The sequence below is a fragment of the Yoonia sp. MH D7 genome, from assembly GCF_054439475.1.
The window spans coordinates 1,528,483-1,546,008 of sequence record NZ_JBTJCF010000001.1 but is presented as its reverse complement, the minus strand read 5'-3'; the positions used below and the strand labels follow the sequence as shown (position 1 = coordinate 1,546,008).

Annotated in this window: 21 protein-coding genes; 9 read left to right on the top strand and 12 right to left on the bottom strand. The window is 55.5% G+C overall.

The window, feature by feature from the left end:
• Nucleotides 1–62 precede the first annotated feature (62 nt).
• The 3 genes from ACXLHR_RS07580 to ACXLHR_RS07570 are packed head-to-tail and all read left to right on the top strand — an operon-like array spanning nucleotide 63 to nucleotide 2,251.
• Nucleotides 63–563, top strand: a complete 501-nt coding sequence (locus tag ACXLHR_RS07580; protein WP_458790871.1) for an aggregation factor core — start codon at nucleotides 63–65, stop codon at nucleotides 561–563.
• A gap of 25 nt (nucleotides 564–588) precedes the next feature.
• Nucleotides 589–2,121 (top strand): cryptochrome/photolyase family protein, encoded by a 1,533-nt coding sequence (locus ACXLHR_RS07575; protein WP_458792501.1) that lies wholly within the window; start codon nucleotides 589–591, stop codon nucleotides 2,119–2,121.
• Nucleotides 2,048–2,251, top strand: coding sequence for a DUF2256 domain-containing protein (locus tag ACXLHR_RS07570; protein ID WP_458790870.1), 204 nt, complete (start codon nucleotides 2,048–2,050; stop codon nucleotides 2,249–2,251). Before ACXLHR_RS07575 ends, ACXLHR_RS07570 begins: the two co-directional genes overlap by 74 nt.
• Nucleotides 2,252–2,807: 556 nt before the next feature.
• Here ACXLHR_RS07570 and ACXLHR_RS07565 read toward each other — a convergent pair.
• The 3 genes from ACXLHR_RS07565 to ACXLHR_RS07555 all read right to left on the bottom strand — a co-directional run bounded on the left by ACXLHR_RS07565 (nucleotide 2,808) and on the right by ACXLHR_RS07555 (nucleotide 4,835).
• Nucleotides 2,808–3,515 (bottom strand): carbonic anhydrase, encoded by a 708-nt coding sequence (locus ACXLHR_RS07565; RefSeq protein WP_458790869.1) that lies wholly within the window; start codon nucleotides 3,513–3,515, stop codon nucleotides 2,808–2,810.
• Nucleotides 3,475–3,792 (bottom strand): hypothetical protein, encoded by a 318-nt coding sequence (locus ACXLHR_RS07560; RefSeq protein ID WP_458790868.1) that lies wholly within the window; start codon nucleotides 3,790–3,792, stop codon nucleotides 3,475–3,477. Before ACXLHR_RS07560 ends, ACXLHR_RS07565 begins: the two co-directional genes overlap by 41 nt.
• 731 nt (nucleotides 3,793–4,523) lie before the next feature.
• Nucleotides 4,524–4,835 (bottom strand): hypothetical protein, encoded by a 312-nt coding sequence (locus ACXLHR_RS07555; RefSeq protein WP_458790867.1) that lies wholly within the window; start codon nucleotides 4,833–4,835, stop codon nucleotides 4,524–4,526.
• Nucleotides 4,836–4,872: 37 nt separating this feature from the next.
• Here ACXLHR_RS07555 and dusA point away from each other — a divergent pair, with 37 nt between their 5' ends.
• The gene (dusA, locus tag ACXLHR_RS07550; protein ID WP_458790866.1) at nucleotides 4,873–5,904 is read left to right on the top strand and encodes a tRNA dihydrouridine(20/20a) synthase DusA; all 1,032 of its coding nucleotides are present in this window, start codon (nucleotides 4,873–4,875) and stop codon (nucleotides 5,902–5,904) included.
• A 9-nt stretch (nucleotides 5,905–5,913) separates the two neighbouring features.
• On the top strand, nucleotides 5,914–6,732 hold the full coding sequence (locus tag ACXLHR_RS07545) for a sulfite exporter TauE/SafE family protein (RefSeq protein WP_458792500.1): 819 nt from the start codon (nucleotides 5,914–5,916) through the stop codon (nucleotides 6,730–6,732).
• Here the strand turns inward: ACXLHR_RS07545 and ACXLHR_RS07540 are convergent.
• A complete protein-coding gene (locus ACXLHR_RS07540; protein ID WP_458790865.1) occupies nucleotides 6,729–7,388 on the bottom strand; it encodes a helix-turn-helix transcriptional regulator in 660 nt (219 codons plus the stop codon). The two genes, ACXLHR_RS07545 and ACXLHR_RS07540, sit on opposite strands and share 4 nt — an antisense overlap.
• 193 nt (nucleotides 7,389–7,581) lie before the next feature.
• Here ACXLHR_RS07540 and ACXLHR_RS07535 point away from each other — a divergent pair, with 193 nt between their 5' ends.
• From ACXLHR_RS07535 to ACXLHR_RS07520, 4 genes are read left to right on the top strand one after another with little or no spacing between them, the layout of a single operon-like run.
• Nucleotides 7,582–7,821: a twin-arginine translocase TatA/TatE family subunit gene (locus ACXLHR_RS07535; protein ID WP_458790864.1), complete on the top strand. Its 240-nt coding sequence runs from the start codon at nucleotides 7,582–7,584 to the stop codon at nucleotides 7,819–7,821.
• Between the two features lie 26 nt (nucleotides 7,822–7,847).
• Complete coding sequence (tatB, locus tag ACXLHR_RS07530; protein ID WP_458790863.1) at nucleotides 7,848–8,399, top strand: Sec-independent protein translocase protein TatB; 552 nt, start codon at nucleotides 7,848–7,850, stop codon at nucleotides 8,397–8,399.
• Nucleotides 8,396–9,253: a twin-arginine translocase subunit TatC gene (gene tatC / locus ACXLHR_RS07525; RefSeq protein WP_458790862.1), complete on the top strand. Its 858-nt coding sequence runs from the start codon at nucleotides 8,396–8,398 to the stop codon at nucleotides 9,251–9,253. Before tatB ends, tatC begins: the two co-directional genes overlap by 4 nt.
• On the top strand, nucleotides 9,250–10,086 hold the full coding sequence (locus ACXLHR_RS07520) for an ATP-binding protein (protein WP_458790861.1): 837 nt from the start codon (nucleotides 9,250–9,252) through the stop codon (nucleotides 10,084–10,086). The genes tatC and ACXLHR_RS07520 overlap by 4 nt, the downstream gene beginning before the upstream one ends.
• 49 nt (nucleotides 10,087–10,135) lie before the next feature.
• Here the strand turns inward: ACXLHR_RS07520 and ACXLHR_RS07515 are convergent, their stop codons facing one another.
• From ACXLHR_RS07515 to radA, 8 genes are all read right to left on the bottom strand, one after another.
• Nucleotides 10,136–11,338, bottom strand: coding sequence for a peptidoglycan DD-metalloendopeptidase family protein (locus ACXLHR_RS07515; RefSeq protein ID WP_458790860.1), 1,203 nt, complete (start codon nucleotides 11,336–11,338; stop codon nucleotides 10,136–10,138).
• Nucleotides 11,339–11,397: 59 nt separating this feature from the next.
• Nucleotides 11,398–12,015 (bottom strand): protein-L-isoaspartate(D-aspartate) O-methyltransferase, encoded by a 618-nt coding sequence (locus ACXLHR_RS07510; protein WP_458790859.1) that lies wholly within the window; start codon nucleotides 12,013–12,015, stop codon nucleotides 11,398–11,400.
• Between the two features lie 20 nt (nucleotides 12,016–12,035).
• Complete coding sequence (surE, locus tag ACXLHR_RS07505; protein ID WP_458790858.1) at nucleotides 12,036–12,824, bottom strand: 5'/3'-nucleotidase SurE; 789 nt, start codon at nucleotides 12,822–12,824, stop codon at nucleotides 12,036–12,038.
• Between the two features lie 66 nt (nucleotides 12,825–12,890).
• Complete coding sequence (locus ACXLHR_RS07500; RefSeq protein WP_458790857.1) at nucleotides 12,891–13,322, bottom strand: hypothetical protein; 432 nt, start codon at nucleotides 13,320–13,322, stop codon at nucleotides 12,891–12,893.
• Between the two features lie 10 nt (nucleotides 13,323–13,332).
• A complete protein-coding gene (locus ACXLHR_RS07495; RefSeq protein WP_458790856.1) occupies nucleotides 13,333–13,974 on the bottom strand; it encodes an SDR family NAD(P)-dependent oxidoreductase in 642 nt (213 codons plus the stop codon).
• A gap of 1 nt (nucleotide 13,975) precedes the next feature.
• A complete protein-coding gene (purF, locus tag ACXLHR_RS07490) occupies nucleotides 13,976–15,433 on the bottom strand; it encodes an amidophosphoribosyltransferase (protein WP_458792499.1) in 1,458 nt (485 codons plus the stop codon).
• A gap of 140 nt (nucleotides 15,434–15,573) precedes the next feature.
• Nucleotides 15,574–16,134 carry a CvpA family protein gene (locus ACXLHR_RS07485; RefSeq protein WP_458790855.1) on the bottom strand — a complete coding sequence of 187 codons (561 nt, stop codon included), beginning with the start codon at nucleotides 16,132–16,134 and terminating at the stop codon, nucleotides 15,574–15,576.
• A gap of 9 nt (nucleotides 16,135–16,143) precedes the next feature.
• On the bottom strand, nucleotides 16,144–17,526 hold the full coding sequence (radA, locus tag ACXLHR_RS07480) for a DNA repair protein RadA (protein ID WP_458790854.1): 1,383 nt from the start codon (nucleotides 17,524–17,526) through the stop codon (nucleotides 16,144–16,146).

Genomic DNA, 17,526 nt, shown 5'->3' with positions numbered 1-17,526 from the left:
CAGCTTATCGTTGGCCGCATTGTCAAAAGCCACCGTTGAAACACCTATTTGGATGACATCTTATGAAACTTTGTCTTGCTGCCTTCGCCTTATTTATTGCCTCGCCATCTGTTGCTGACGTGCGTGTTCAGTTCGTCGAAGGCGCGCCCAAGGACGCATTTATTATCACGAACCAAGGAAGTTGCGATATCGGACCTGCCGAGTTGATTATCGACTTTGCAGCCACGAACGCGGGCCTGATCTTTGACGTGAGCTCCGCAGGTGCAGGCGTTGAGGTATTTCAACCGTTTGAAATAACCGAGGGCGCGGACCTGTTGACCAGCCAGCCGACCATCACAGATGGCGACCAAACTGCGACGCTTTCTATCGCAACGCTTGGCCCTGAACAGAAAATATCGTTCACGATTGACGTGGACGATACAAATGGCACGCGCGAAATTACGGTGTCCGACGACGAGATCAATGGCGCGCTAATATCCCTAAATGCGCGCGGCAAACGAACCACTGCCGTTCTTGCCGCAAATGCTGAAGCGATGCTGGCGGTTTATACGTGCGCGTCTTGAAGCCACAGCAAAACATGGCGCAGCGATGAAACTGCGTTTGGTCCTTGGCGATCAGTTATCGCACGCGGTTTCAAGCCTGACGGATGCCACAAAGGACGATGTGATTTTGATGTGCGAGGTCCGCCAAGAGGCGACCTACGTCAAGCATCACAAAAAGAAGATTGTGTTCCTATTCTCTGCGATGCGTCACTTTGCGGCGTCGCTCTCGGCGAAGGGCTTCAATGTCCACTACGTAAAATATGATGATCCCGCAAATACTGGGTCCCTTCGTGGCGAAGTTGCGCTGCTGGCAGATCAGCGCGATATTTCCGAAATTATCGTCACCGCAGCCGGTGAATACCGTGTGCTCGAGGATATGAAGCAATGGGCGAGCACCCTGAGCCTGGCCGTGACAATCCGCCCTGACGACCGCTTCCTGTGCTCAACTGAGGAATTTGCCGCGTGGGCTGAAGGACGCAAACAGTTTCGCATGGAGTATTTCTACCGCGAGATGCGCAAGAAACACGCGGTCCTGATGACGGACGACGACCCCATCGGCGGGCAATGGAATTACGATGAAAGCAATCGCAAATCTCCCCCAAAAGATTTGACCGTACCAGACACGTTTCACGCAGATATCGATGATATCACCCAAGATGTGATCGACCTTGTATCGCGACATTTTCCCGACCACTTTGGCGACATTGCCCCATTCCACTTCGCTGTGACGCGTGATGCCGCCTTGCAAGCCTTGGATCTGTTCGTCGATGCGCGGTTGCGTCTCTTCGGCGACTATCAAGACGCGATGGTGCAAAACGAGCCATGGATGTTCCACAGTCACATCGGACTTTACCTCAACTGTGGTCTTCTCGCGCCTCTTGAGTGTATCGCTCGCGCTGAAGCGGCCTATCACGACGGCAGTGCGCCATTAAATGCCGTTGAGGGGTTTATCCGCCAAATTTTGGGGTGGCGTGAATATGTGCGCGGCATCTACTGGCTCAAAATGCCAGACTATAAGGCGATGAACTTCCTTGAGGCCAAGCGCGCTTTGCCGGACTTTTACTGGACCGCCGACACGCAAATGAACTGCATGCGCCAGTGCATTACAGAGACAAAAGAAAACGCTTACGCGCATCATATCCAGCGGTTGATGGTTCTGGGTAATTTTGCATTGATCGCAGGATTGGACCCCGATCAGGTCAATGATTGGTATCTTCTGGTCTATGCCGACGCTTACGAATGGGTCGAACTGCCGAACGTTAGCGGCATGATCTTGTTCGCAGATGGCGGCATCATGGGGTCCAAACCTTATGCGGCAAGCGGCACCTATATTAATAAAATGTCGAACTATTGCGGGTCTTGCAGCTATAAACACACGGTAAAAAACGGCCCCAAAGCCTGCCCGTTTAACTATCTTTATTGGGACTTTATCGACCGCAACGCGGACAAGCTACGCGGCAATCCACGGATGGGGTTCATGTACAAAAGCCTTGATCGCATGACGGATGAAAAACTACACGCGATCCGTGCCGACACTGACAGATTTTTCAAAGAAATCGCGCCACATGAAAAAAGCTAACCTCCCGCAAAAGACCTGCCCCGTCTGCATGCGCCCCTTCAGTTGGCGTAAGAAATGGGAAAAAGTATGGGACGATGTGCGCTATTGCTCCGCCAAATGTAGCAACACACGAAAATCCACGAAAAAATGACGACAATTTCCTCACCGGCCAGCCTGGCCAAAAATGCATTATCCAATTCCCACTCTCTAACCCATCCCGTTAGGATTACTTGCACTTTATCCCGAGCATGATTGCAGGGATTTCAATCATCGATGCTGGAATTTGGTATTGTACCGCAGATAAGGGGGAGCGGCGCTCGGGAACCTGCGTCGATAACAACCATGGCCTGCTAAATTAGCAACGAGCAAAGTATTGGTCCTGCCAAAGTGTATGTATCTGGATTGTCAGGCACGGATCTTCGGCCCTGATACTTGCTGCAGCGTGAGCATAGAGCTGACGCGTGACCGCTCCTGCAACGGCGGCTTTGGGCCGGAAGCAGTAGCCTCCACGAAGGGCGAACAGCGGCAATTTGCTACCATCCTCACGACGGAGCGCTAAGTGCCAGTTCCGATTCTACGCGAGCGTTGGCTCTACGTCAGGAGATCGAGTGTTTAGGTGCTGACTTCCCACTTGTGATCATTCGAAAGCGCGGGCAGTGCGCAAAGTGTAGGCATGTCGGCGCGGGTACCATTGTGCAGTACATAAGTCAGAGGAAGGTCACCTTTCCCGTAGTAATCTCATAGACCCCAGCAGCCGACTTGAGTATTCCAGCCTCGTGAAGTTCGGACAGGATGGGCCCTTCTGTCTGTGCGCGTTTGGCATTTATTTCGGCATTTCGCGCCGTCGCGGCCACAAGCAGATCTTCGGGATTGTCTGTCATGGCGTCATAGACCGCCGGACGAATCGCGTTGACTAGGCTGGGCAAATGTCCTGGTGGTAGAGCTTTGTCCTCTATCGATGAGATGGTCGCACGAACGGCCCCGCAAGAGCTGTGGCCAAGCACGACAATCAGCTTGAGACCAAGGATGGCGGCGCCAAACTCAAGGCTGGCAAGCCCGTCTTCGTTGATGAAGTTACCTGCCACCCGTACTACGAAAAGTGCGCCGGGCCCTTGATCGAACAACAGTTCAGGTGCCACCCGCGAATCCGAACAGCAGACAACTGCTGCAAACGGCTGTTGCCCCTTCGCCCGCGCCGCGCGCCCTACTGAATAGTCGGTGTTAATCGCCGCATTGGCAACATAGCGGGCATTTCCGTCTATCAGGCGTTGCAGAGCTTCGTCGGGGGACACCGGCGTCGCTTCTTCTGTCTGAGCATACGCAGGCAACGCAACCACACCAGTTGCAACAATGGCTAAGCTACCTCCAAGCAGGTTACGTCGGCTCACGCCCTTGTCTGAATTTGTTTGGCACATGGTCATTTCCTTTTGATTTTCTTTCGAGAAGCACTTGGAAGCCAAGGCCAAAATGAATTTTACTTAAATACTCGTTCTCTGCTGCAGTTGTGAGATACGGCGCGCTCATGAGTACCATAACGTCCCAATCGTGATGAGCCATCCTTCGCAAAGCAAGCAAAAGTTGAGAAGTGTTTTTGGGGAACTCTTTTAGGGCTATTTCATAGCCCGAACCATCAACGAGCGCTCGTTTTGGGAACGGACCGTAGTGCAATAATTTCACATTTGGCCGTTTCACCAGATCAACTGCTGTGCGCTAGAGAGTATTCACCAAGAACACTGGTCTAGGAATCTCCTGACTTGGGAAGGATGGATAGCAGGGTGCGTAAACGACGCGCCTCGTGGTCCGTGTTTCTGCTAACGCATTGTTTTGATTGGTTTGGTTTGACGCTGAAACGTGGTCCTCAACGATCAATTTTCTATGGCGACTCCCGCGCTACTCGTGGATCGGCCGCGGGCACCACTTTCCAGAATCCCCATCACACTTGAGCTAATTTATCCAACCACTTCCAGCCTTCATATTTGTCGCCGGTCTGTTTGATATGGGTGTATCGCTGCAATGATATCCATGATCGATGCCCGAACACGGCTGCGACCTAGGGGTTGGTTTCACCTATTTCGAACAGGCGCGACACACCTTCATGCCGAAGGTCGTGAAGGCGCAGGTCATCAATTCCCAAAACCTTACATGCGCGAGTGAAAGAGGCGCCGATCGCGTATCTTCGTTTTGCCAGTTATCCCTAGTCGATTGCAGACCACAAACGCATCCTTCATGGCCTGTTGGTCAAGTGGGATGCCCCAAGCCGATCGGGCCACGGCAAAGATTGCGCCAAGATGAGACATATAGTTTCTCACGGTTGCCGGTGACCTTGTCGCGCCAAGGTCTTTTGCAAAATCTACAATATAACGACTCTGAATTTCGTTGCAGGTCGTTTCTGCAATATTAAAATCACGGATTGATCGCAAAACCTACGCTTTGGTTCGCCCAATAACCTTAATGCTTTCGGTGATGTAGCGGTCGATCGCAGTGCTTAGCGTTCGGCCTTTGCTCTTGATCGAGGACAGATCGTCGCCATCTGTACTGATCTCATTCATCCGCTTTTTATACCAAGCAGCGGCAGATGAGCGCTTGTCAAATGTACGGGATTCTCTATGTCCCCATTTACCGTTTTGTCTGACGTTTATTTGTGCGACAAAGGCGGTCGAGCCGTCTTTGCGTTTTCGTTCTACTAACTGGGTCATACCTGAACAACATTTTTGGCCAATTTGAACAACATCCATTGTTCAGATAGTAAATTATAGGCGAAAATAAGCATAAATGCGTATAAATGACCAAAACATTCTGGAAGTAGAATTGAATAATAGTGCATTAAAAACAGATACTTATAGGGCGGCAAGGCTGTCCGTTGCTCCCATGATGGACTGGACCGATAAGCATTGCCGTTATTTTCATCGCCAAATGTCGCAGCATGCATTGCTATATACCGAAATGGTCACTGCCCCTGCGGTCATCAACGGTGATCGTGACAAGTTGCTGGGCTATAATCAGGCAGAGCATCCTTTGGCGTTGCAGCTGGGCGGGTCGGACCCTGCACAATTGGCGCAAGCTGCTAAAATAGGTGCCGATTATGGGTACGCCGAGATTAACCTGAACTGTGGCTGTCCGTCCGACCGGGTGCAGTCCGGCTCGTTTGGGGCGGTGCTGATGGAAAACGCATCGCTTGTCGCGCGGTGTGTCGGCGCGATGCGTGACGCTGTGGATGTGCCCGTGACGGTAAAATGCCGCATTGGCATAGACGACCAATCGCCCTCCGAGATATTGCCCGATTTTCTGTCGCAGGTCAGTGCCGCCGGCTGCGACCGGTTCATCATTCACGCGCGCAAGGCGTGGCTGCAAGGGCTTAGCCCAAAGGAAAACCGCGACGTGCCACCGCTCGACTACCTGCTGGTACACGACATGAAGGCGCTGTTCCCGCATCTGCATCTTTCAGTAAATGGCGGCGTCACAACCATGGACGAAGCCCTGCGGTTTCTGGAAAACGGCCTCGACGGAGTGATGATCGGGCGCGCCGCCTACCATAGCCCTGCGAATGTGTTGCTGGACGCCGACCGCCTGATTTTTGGCGGCGGGCTTTCGCGCACCGCCCACGAGGCTGTGCATGCCATGATCCCCTATATCAGTGATCACATCGCGGCAGGCGGGCGATTGCAACAGGTTTCGCGCCATATGCTGGGGCTATTTCAGGGCAGGGTGGGCGCGCGGATGTGGCGGCGGTATCTGTCGGAAAACGCCCACCGCGCTGATGCCAATGCGGATACGGTTTTGCGCGCCTTAAGTTATGTTTTATAAGGAAATAAGATCGTGGATATGACCTTGGTTTTGAGCATGGCAGCGATGCTGTTGGTCATAGGTGCTTTTGCGGGCGTCTTGGCTGGACTATTAGGCGTAGGTGGCGGAATCATTCTTGTGCCTGCTTTTTTCTACGCATTTCAAATGCTTGGCTACGATAGCCCTCAGTTGATGCAGATGTGCTTGGGCACGTCACTGGCCACAATCATCGTGACCTCGGTGCGCTCTGTCATGGCGCATAACAAAAAAGGCGCGGTTGATTGGGACATCCTGCGCAGCTGGGCACCCGGCATCGCGGTCGGCGCAGTGATCGGGTTTTTTACCGCTTCATCCCTGCAATCAAGCGTTTTACAAACGATTTTCGGTGTGCTGGCCACCATCGTCGGTCTCTACATGGCGTTTGGCAAAGAACATTGGCGCTTGGGCGATGCAATGCCCGTAGGGCTGCGGCGTATCATGTTTTCGCCCGCCATCGGGTTCCTCTCGGTGCTGATGGGCATCGGCGGCGGCTCGTTTGGTGTGCCGATTATGGCATTGCATAACGTGGTTATTCACCGTGCTGTGGCGACCGCAGCAGGCTTTGGTGTCATCATCGCCGTGCCTTCGGTGATCGGATTTCTCTCCGTCGATATGGCCGTGTCACCACCGTTCTCGATAGGTGCCGTGAACTTGGTCGCCTTTGGCTTGGTCATCACCATGACCCTGATCACCGCTCCGTGGGGGGCCGCATTGGCGCACCGGATGGACCCTAAACCACTCAAGCGGTTCTTTGGCTTGTTCCTCATACTGGTCGCGATGAACATGCTCCGCAAAGCGGCAGGGTTCTAAGGTTTCAACGCAATAAAATCCGCCAGCGATTTGCCCGCTTCATCGACAAACAGGCTCGGCAGGATCTTCAACACAGTAATCTGATCAACGCGCAGCTCCGCAAAGCTGCGCGTTGTCTCGTTCCATACCACACAGGTCCAAAGCCGCCCCCAGTAATCAAGCTGCAACGGACGCACAGTTTGATCCGCTCCATGCAACGTCAGCTTCAGCTTCTGGCGGGTGCGGATCGCTTGGCGGATCATTGGCAAATACTGAAACCCGCGCGCCGCATCGGCAAACGGGTAGACGGCAAACCCATACCCCGTCGGCGCTTTCGAGCGATCCTCCGGCATCACAGCGTCTAACTTGGCCGACAGGCTACGCGCCGCCGCCGACAATTCCGCATCGCCATTCTGCCCCACGGCCAACAACCCGATATGCAAAGCCTCAACTTCCGTCATTGTCAGGTTCAATGGGGGCAGGGTGATCGCAGCCGTCACGCGGTAACCGATCCCGCGTTCGCCCTCAATTGGCACGCCCGAGGCGGCCAGCGTGTCCATGTCGCGGTAAATCGTACGCAATGACACATCCGTAGCCGCTGCCAATGTCGCCGCCTTGTGCAATGCGCCGTCACGTAAAATCTGGATCAAAGCCATCAGGCGGTCAGCGCGGCGCATCAGTGATTCCCTCGTTTTCGGTTAGAGTTTTGCCAATTTTCTGTCAGTTGACAAGTTTTTGTCACAACTATCGTTAAAACCCTGTAAAAAAGCTACGTTTGCCGCTTTTAACAGGCGTCATGACTGGCTATTTCTAAGCCAGAACATGAAACGCGCTGCGCACCCCGTGTTGGCCGCGCATAGGAGAAATGAAATGCTGAATAATATTGGTTTGCCCGGTCTTCTGCTGATCGCTGTTGTTGTGCTTGTGCTGTTCGGACGCGGCAAAATCTCGTCCCTGATGGGCGAAGTAGGCAAAGGTATCACGGCGTTTAAAAGAGGCGTTGATGATAGCAAAGCTGAAATCGAAGCGGGTCTGGACGATACCAACGACGTGACCCCAATGGCCCCCGTTAAGCCGGTGACCCCCGTGAACGAAAAAGACAAAGCCTGAACCAACCCCAATAAGGGAATACGCTGATGTTTGGCCTTGGCTGGAGCGAAATGGTGCTGGTCGCCATTGTGGCGCTGATTGTGATCGGCCCGAAAGACCTACCCGGACTGTTTCGCTCGGTCGGGCAGATGACGGGCAAAGCGCGCGGCATGGCGCGCGAATTTAGTCGCGCGATGGAGCAGGCGGCGGATGAATCCGGTGTGCGGGATATTTCCAGCAGCCTGAAAGCGGCCGCAAACCCGCAGAAATTCGGCGTCGACAAGCTGAAACAAGCGACTGGCATGACCAAAAGTCCCGCCGCCCAATCCTTGTCCGAGGAACGCGCCGCAGCAAAAACCAAGGCGTCCGACGCAATGGCAAAAGCGGCAAGCTCCCGCAAGGACCGCGAAGCGGCGCCAATCGAAGTGGCTACGCCTGCACCGAAAGCAGCCTCCGCACCAAAGCCTGCGGCTAAAAAACCGGCGGTCAAAAAGCCTGCCGCGCCCAAAACTGCCGCACAAAAACCTGTTGCCAAAAAACCGGCTGCTAAAAAACCTGCGGCAAGTAAGCCCGCGGCAAAACCCAAAGGTGACGCATGAGCGCGCATGACGAAATGGAAGACAGTTCCGCCCCGTTGATGGAACATCTCACAGAATTGCGCGAGCGCCTGATCAAATCGGTGCTCGCATTTATTCTGGGCATGGTCATCAGTTTTACCGTTTGGAATCCGGTGTTTAACTTTCTGACAGAACCGCTCTGCGACGCATTGGCCGCACGCGGACAGTCCTGTGACTTGCAGTTCATCGCGCTGGAAGAAGGCTTCTTTGTCGCGATTTCCATATCGCTTCTTGGCGGTCTGGCCTTGGGTTTTCCGATCATCAGCTATCAGTTGTGGCGGTTCGTGGCTCCCGGCCTTTATAAAAACGAAAAAGGCGCATTCTTACCCTTTGTGATCGCCTCGCCCTTCATGTTTTTGACCGGCGCAGCGTTTGCTTATTATGTCATTACGCCACTTGCCTTTGGTTTCTTTCTAGGCTTCCAACAAGAAAACGTCATCAACTCGGATGCAGGTGCCAGCACTGTCGCTGCGGGCATCATTTTCCAAGGCTCGGCCAAAGCCTATCTCGCATTAACCATCAAGTTCATCGTGGCCTTCGGCCTGTGCTTCCAGCTCCCTGTCTTGCTCACCTTGATGGGCAAAGCGGGGCTAGTCTCGGCGCGCGGCCTGCGCGGGACCCGTAAATACGCAATGGTTGCCATCTTAATCGTCGCCGCCCTCGCGACCCCGCCTGACGTGATTTCACAAGTTATCCTGTTTGTCGTGGTCTACGGCCTTTACGAAGTCTCGATCCAGCTGGTCGCCCGCGTCGAGCGTATCCGCGAAGCCAAACTGCGCGCAGAAGGCTTATGGATTGACGACGACGAAGACGGCGATGAGGATCCAAACCTATGAAGCCTTTGAAACGTATCGCAGCGGCGCTGGAACGCATGAGCCCAGCCCCGCAGGCCGCCCCTGATTTTGGGGCGGCGTCGGCTTTCGTCTGGCACGCAGGCCCTGACAGGCTTGAACCTGTCACGCGCGTGAACCGTGTGCATGTGGACCTGCTGGTCGGCATCGACCGCGCCCGCGATACCTTGCTGACCAACACCATTCAATTTGCAAAAGGCTTGCCCGCAAATAACGCTCTGTTGTGGGGCTCTCGTGGCATGGGAAAATCCAGTCTTGTCAAAGCCGTACATGGCGCAGTTCACGCAGACCACGCACAGCTGAAAATCGTCGAAGTACAACGCGAAGACCTGCCCAGCATCGGCCGCTGTCTCAACATGCTGCGCGGTCAAGACGCGCGCTTTATCATGTATTGCGACGATCTTTCGTTCGGCAATGACGACGCACATTACAAATCTCTCAAGGCGGTTCTCGACGGCGGCATCGAAGGCCGGCCCGAAAACGTAGTGCTTTATGCCACCTCTAATCGCCGCCACCTGATGCCACGCGACATGATTGAAAACGAACGCTCCACCGCAATTTCGGCAGGCGAAGCGGTCGAGGAAAAAGTGTCGCTCTCGGATCGCTTTGGTCTCTGGCTCGGCTTTCATTCTTGCGATCAAGATCAATATCTGGCGATGATCCGTGGCTACTGTGACGCACATAACGTCCCAATCGATGACGCGACCCTGCGCGCCGAAGCTATCGAATGGCAAGCCACGCGCGGCAGCCGTTCTGGCCGTGTCGCATGGCAGTACTTTACCGACTTGGCTGGGCGCCGCGGTATTACCCTACGCTAAGTCCCGCATCAGCGGGCCTCGTCCCCTCAAAGATCGAGGCCCGCAAAATTTATGGCAAATAGTCGGCAGGATTGACCGAAGTCAGACCGCGCCGCACTTCAAAATGCACAAAACTCGGACTGCCGGCGCGTACTTTGCCGATGGCTTGCCCTTGAGAAACGCTATCGCCTTTGGCGACGCTTAACCCTTCAAGGTTGGTGTAGACCGTCAGCAGCCCATCGCTATGTTTGACCACAACAATCGCCACGCCGCTGGTGTCGGTGGTGACAGCGGCGATAGTGCCAGCGCCTGCGGACTTCACCGATGTGCCGGCTGGCACGCCGATGTCGATGCCCTCGTTGCGTCCCGCTGCATATTCTCGGATGATCGTACCCTGCACAGGATAGGCAAGGCGTGCAGATGATGCAGCGGCGGCCGGTGGTGCTGCGGGCGGCGGTGTTGGCGTGCCAAGATCGGGCGCTTTAGGCACATCTGCCGCTGCGATCGGGATCGAAGGTTCGACCGCGGGCATCGGCTCTGCCGCACTTGGCGGGACGGGTGTGACGCTACCTGCACCCGGGGCGGGTTCAGCCGCCACAACGGGAAGAGGGGCCGCAGGGGCAGATTGCCCGTTTTGCGGCACAAACAGGAATTGCCCTTCGCGCACCGAAAGGTCGGGTCCAAGTCCGTTCCAATCCGAGATCGCACGCACTGGCACATTGTATAGACGCGCGATGGAATAGACCGTCTCGCCTGTGGCAACCCTATGGCGCACAGGCTCGACGCCGGCAGGTGACACGGGCGCAGCAGTCGGCAGCGGCGCGGTTGCGACGGGTGTCTGCGGTCCTGCACGATCCAGCGCCGTGGTCGCGACTGCGCTCACATCAAACCCTGTCGGTTGGACCGGTCCGGTCGCCAAAGCACCTGTCGAGGGCGAAGGTTCAGCCAGGCGGGTAGGCAGCGCCACAAGCTCGTCGCGGCGTAGTTTCACGTCCGCCTCGATGCCGTTATACCGTGCGAGTTCCCCCGCATCGAGCCCAAGCCGCGAGGCAATCGTGCCAATCGTGTCGTCGCGTTTGGCCACAACAACCTGATAGTTCGGATACGAAATGATGCCGCGATCATCAGGGCGCGGACGGTTCGGCATATCCGCCACGGCGTCCGAGGTGTTGAATCCGCTAGTGATCCCCCGCATATCAAGGTCAAACGGTTCGCTACATGCGCCCAGCAGCCCAAGCGCTGCCCCTGTCATCAAAACCTGTTTCATGCTCATCTTCTGCGTCTCCTCGAAACTGCGGCGGTCCCTTATCGCGGGATCTGCCGTGTACTGGTTTAGTCCGCGCCAAGCCCTTCAAGCAAGGGCACAAAGCGTACGGCGCGCAACTCTTCGTAATCGTAGCCAGTCGCAAGCCGCTTGACACGTATCAGACTTTGCACCGTATCGGACTGGCCCACGGGCAATACCATAATCCCGCCAACCCGCAATTGCGCAAGCAAGGTACTAGGCGGGTCTTCGGCAGCAGCCGTGACAAGGATCTTGTCAAACGGCGCCTGCTCTGGATACCCGTGACTGCCATCTGCGGTAAACGCGGTGATATTGGTGATGTCTTGCGCCGAAAAAATCAGCCGCGCCTCATCCACCAGTCGCTTGTAACGATCAATCGTATAAACGCGGCGGGCAAGTTGCGCGAGGATTGCGGCTTGATAGCCCGACCCTGTGCCAATCTCCAAAATCTTGTCGCGATTGGTGATCTCTAAGGCTTGTGTCATCAGCCCGACAATTGAGGGCTGGCTAATGGTTTGGCCACACGAAATCGGCAGCGGCATATCTTCATAGGCCCGGTCCGAAAAGATACCCTTTACAAAAGACGCGCGATCAACCCGCTCCATAGCATTCAGCACCGCAGGATCCGTCACGCCCTTTGAGCGCAAAGCATAAAGAAATTGCATCTTGGCTTCCGCAGAGGCGCTCACTCCAATAACCCTTGGAGCTTGCTGATCATATCATGCGCGGTCAAATCCGCGCGCATCGGTGTGACCGAGATATAACCGTCCAGATTGGCCTGCGCGTCCGTGCCTTGTGCGGTTGGTCCTTGCTGTGGCCCGCCGCGCACCCAAAGAAAATCCCGGCCCGTTGGCGATTTGTCCGCCTGCACCGAAAAATTAACCCCCGCACGCCGGCCTTGGGTCGTGACCTTCAGACCCTTCACTGCATTTGCAGGCACTGGGGGGAAGTTCACGTTGTAAAAGGTGGTGTAGGCGTCATTTTGCGTCCAGATACCCTTATCAAGGATTGCTTGCACAGTCGCAGCCCCATGAACCATCGCCGCCTCAAACGGGTCCTCGCTCTCCGCATTTGCGGGCCCGAAAAACTGGCTCATCGCAATCGCTGGAATACCCTGCAATGCGGCCTCAATTGCAGCCCCGATTGTGCCGGAATATAGCGTATTTTCAGCAGCGTTATTGCCACGGTTAACCCCGGATAAAACCAGATCAGGACGCGCATCTTTCATCACATGATAAAGCCCCGCCAGCACACAATCCGCAGGCGACCCTTCGGCCGCGAACCGCTTCTCCGCCAGCTTTGCGATCATCGTCGGATGGGTATAACTGATGCAATGCCCGACACCGGACTGTTCAAACGCAGGGGCCACGGTCCAAACTTCGCCGGCGGGTCCGGCAATCTGGCGCGCAATCTTGTCGAGCGTTTTTAATCCTGGTGCGTTGATGCCGTCGTCATTGGTGATAAGAATACGCATGTGCCGCCTTTTATGATCACCCACACCTAATGCGGCCGCGCGTTTGGAGCAAGCATTGTGAATAGATTAAGCGCTTTGCACGTCGCGGTTTTCAAGAAACTGATGGGCCTGTTCAAGCGTTTCGACCAGACCCGCAAAAAAGTTGCCGGAGGTCACATCAACCAGCGTATGCGGCTCGGCAGCAGGGGTGCGTATGTCGAACGGCAGATCATCCATGGTTTTCAACTCGCGGTAGCTGGCACCGGGGCCATGCTTGATCACAGAAACCGCGACAGAATACTGGTGGACCTTGGTCGCGAGATCATGATTTCCCTCTGCAGTCAGCAGCTTGTGAAGCTTTTTGTAAAACGGACCGCGTTTGAAATGGTGCTGCATCCGCGCCTCGAACGCTGCGGCCAGCTCGACGCTCGCGGCCTCGATCTTGGCGGGTTTTCCGCCAGCCTGCGACGTTTTATGCGCTGCATCCAACAAATCGGTAACGGTGATCGCAGCAGTCATAGCATTTCCTTTATAGGGCGAGTGTCGCAAGCAGGCGCTTGGCCTCTTGTGCAGGTGTGGCAAGACCGGACCGGTCCTCGCCGGGATAAAACCGCGCGCGGGTGGCCGTCGGCATCGGATTTGGCGTGACCACATGCACATGCGGACCGTTTTTCGTACTCTCGGCAGCCCATGACCGCGCCAAGGCAATTTGCGCCGCCTTGGTCGCACCATAGGCGCCAAAAAACTGCGCACCGCCACGCGGATCATCCGTGAAAACCGCGTGACCGTCATGGCCTAACAGTGGCCCGACATAACTGATCAACCGCGCCGTGGCTTCGACGTTCACTGCGATAGATTTCGCCAGATCTTTTGGTCCAATATGTCCCGCAGGGGCCAAAGGTGATGCAAAAACAGCGGTATGGATCCACAGATCCAGCTTGCCCCAGCGGTCGAAAATCGAACGGCACAACTGCTGCATCGCAACGTCCACCGTAATGTCCATCGGCGCAAGCGTAGCTTCGCCACCAGCGGCACGGATCAGGTCGTCGATCTCTTCGAGCGCGCCCGTGGTTTTGCCCACGGCCACAATGTGATGGGTCGGGGCCAAGGCCACAGCCATCGCCGCGCCAAGCCCGCGCGACGCGCCGGTAATCAGTGCAATTTTTGTCATATTATTCTGCCGGACTCTTAGGTTGAAAGCCTTTTGCGATCATGTCGCTCGGCTTAACAGGATAGTCACCCGAGAAACAGGCATCACAAAACGCCGGGTTCTTCGCATCACGGCCATTCGGCTGGCCTGACGCCCGGTATAATCCGTCAAGCGAGATGAATTTTAAACTATTCACTCCCAGATGGTCGCGCATCTCGTCTTCACTCATTGTCGCCGCCAACAGCTTGTCACGCTCGGGGGTATCCACCCCGTAAAAACACGGCCACTGGGTCGGTGGCGAGGCAATGCGGAAATGCACCTCTGCCGCACCTGCCTCCAAAATCATTTCCTTGATTTTGCGACTGGTCGTGCCACGTACCACACTATCATCAACCAAAATCACCCGTTTGCCCTTGATCAGCGCACGGTTCACATTCAGCTTCAGACGCACACCCATGTTGCGAATGCTTTCCGAGGGCTCGATAAACGTGCGGCCCATATACTGGTTACGAATAATCCCCATCGCATAGGGGATACCCGATTGCAGCGAATAACCAATCGCCGCAGGCGTGCCACTATCAGGCACAGGACAAACCAAATCCGCATCAACAGGAGCTTCTTTCGCCAATTCACGGCCAATACTCTCGCGAATTTCATACACCGACTTGCCGCCCAAAATACTGTCAGGCCGCGAAAAATAAACATTTTCAAAAATACAAAACCGCGATTTTGCACGGCGGAACGGGAAATGACTGGCAACACCGTCTTTGGTAATCACGACCATTTCACCGGGTTCGATCTCACGCACAAAATCAGCGCCCACAATATCCAGCGCACAGGTTTCTGACGCTAGCGCCCAACCCTCACCCAGCTTGCCCAACACCAACGGACGCACGCCCAGTGGATCACGGCAGCCGATCAGTTTGGTGCGTGTCATCGCGACTATCGAGAATGCACCTTCAACTTTGCGCAACGCCTCTTCCATACGGTCAGGAATATTCTGCCCCATAGAACGCGCCATCAAATGGATAATACACTCGGTATCGGATGAGGACTGGAAAATAGAGCCGCGATCAATCAGCTCGCGGCGCAGCGCCAGCGCATTGGTGATATTGCCGTTATGCGCAATCGCAGCACCACCCATGGAGAACTCACCAAAGAACGGTTGTACATCGCGCAGCGCCGTCTGACCCTTGGATCCCGCTGTGGAATAACGCACATGGCCAATCCCGATCGTGCCGGGCAAAGATGCAATCATCGAGGGCGAGGTGAAATTGTCGCGCACCAACCCCATACGCCGCTGCTGGTTAAACCCGTTCACAGGGTCATGGGTGACAATGCCGCCCGCCTCTTGACCGCGATGTTGCAGGGCATGAAGACCAAGGGCCACGAAATTCGATGCGTCGGGAACATTCACAACGCCAAACACGCCACATTCCTCCCGCAGCTTATCATCGTCAAAAGGATGGGCAGGGGGCATAGAATGGGACAAGGCGGTGCAACTCCGAATCCGAGGGTTTGATTTACCCTCTCTTAATAGGTCTCGCGCCAAGTGTCACCCGACGAAAGGCGCATTGTGACAGGCACGTCATGACGGGCGGGCCTTAACCCGCCCTCAAATCACTCAGCCGCGCCGCAATTGCCAACGAGCTGCTCGTATTGCGTGGTGATCCAGCCTAGCGCCGCTTCAGGATCGCGCTCTTCGATCTTGCTGGTAAACTGACCAAATACCTTGGCCGAACGGCTGTTTTCAACCATGTCGATCTTCTGGGTCGACAACACAGTCTGGTACACGAAAAAAGCCACCGCGATTAACAAGACACCGCGCAGCACACCAAACAGGAAACCGATCCCCTGATCCACCCCGCCAAGTGCCGAGCGTTGCACAAGGCTCGAAAACAGCGGCGTGAAAATCGACACAACCACCAGCGCCACCGCAAACACCGCAGCAAACGACGCGATAATCGACAACTCGCAACTGTCACCAATGAAATCGCCAACCACCGGCAACCCGCGAATAAGCGGCTGCACGGAATCGGCAAAGATGAAGGCAAGGATCGTCGCGCCGATCCAGCCCGCAATCGCCATGGCCTCGCGCACAAACCCGCGGCTATACGCCAGCAGGGCGGATACGACGATGATAGCGGCGACCACCCCGTCGATGATTGTAAAACCTTCCATGCGCGTCTCTCACTTTTGCTTTTCGGGGCCACGATCCCCGAATATGTCTTCAACAAACGAGGCCAGATCCTGCGATGTGCGCAAACTTAGCCCCGCCACCGCGACCTTCTTGGTCTGTTGCGGTGTGATTGCCGACGTAAAACCAAGTTTTTGCGCTTCTTTCAATCTATTTTCGGTCTGCACGGCAGGTCTTAACGCCCCAGAGAGACTTATTTCCCCAAAAACCACAGCTTCAGGCGGTAATGGAGCATCTTCTCGGGCCGAAACCAGCGCAGCTGCCACAGCCAGATCAGCCGCAGGATCATTGATCTTCATCCCGCCTGCGACATTCAGGTAGACATCAAGCCCTGTGAACGGCACGCCGCAACGCGATTCTAACACCGCCAAAATCATCCCCAAGCGCCCCGCATCCAACCCCACAACCGAGCGTTTCGACTGACTGTGCGGCGAGGGGGCCACCAACGCCTGAATTTCCGTCAACATCGGGCGGGTACCTTCAATGCCCGCAAAGACAACGGACCCCGCGCTGGGTTTGCCCCGATCCGTCAGAAACAGCGCAGAGGGGTTTTTGACTTCGGCAAGGCCCTTGCCAGTCATCTCGAACACACCAATCTCGTCAGCAGGCCCAAAGCGGTTTTTGACCGAGCGTAAAATCCGGAACTGATGGCCGCGCTCGCCCTCGAAATATAGCACCGTGTCCACCATATGCTCGACCACACGCGGCCCCGCAATCGACCCGTCCTTTGTCACATGCCCGACCATAATCACCGACATATCGTGGGTCTTGGCAAATGTGGTCAGCTCATGCGCCGAGGCGCGGACCTGTGACACCGATCCAGGCGCCGAATCCACATTATCCGCCCACATCGTCTGAATAGAATCGATAATCGCCAGATCTGGCTTCTCGACCTCCAAGGTCGTCAATATATCGCGCAGGTTGGTGGCCGAGGCCAGCTTCACAGGACTTTGCGTCAACCCCAGCCGCTGCGCACGCATTTGAATCTGGTTGGTCGATTCCTCGCCAGAAATATAAATCACCTTTAAGCCGTTACGGGCAAACCTTGCGGCCGCCTGCAACAATAACGTCGATTTTCCGATCCCCGGATCACCGCCCACCAGCAGGGCCGAGGCTTTGACCAGCCCACCACCCAACACACGGTCCAACTCGCCCACACCCGAAAACGTGCGCGGCGGCGGCGCTTCGGTGGTCGCCAGATCCGTCAGAGCAATGCGCGCGCCACGCATCCCGCCCAAAGATTTCTTGGCCGGACCTGTCGCCAACGGCTTGTCCTCAACAATGCAATTCCACGCATCACACGCCACACATTGCCCCGACCACTTGGTATGAGACGCGCCGCATTCATTGCAGGTGTAAATTTTCTGTTTTGCCAT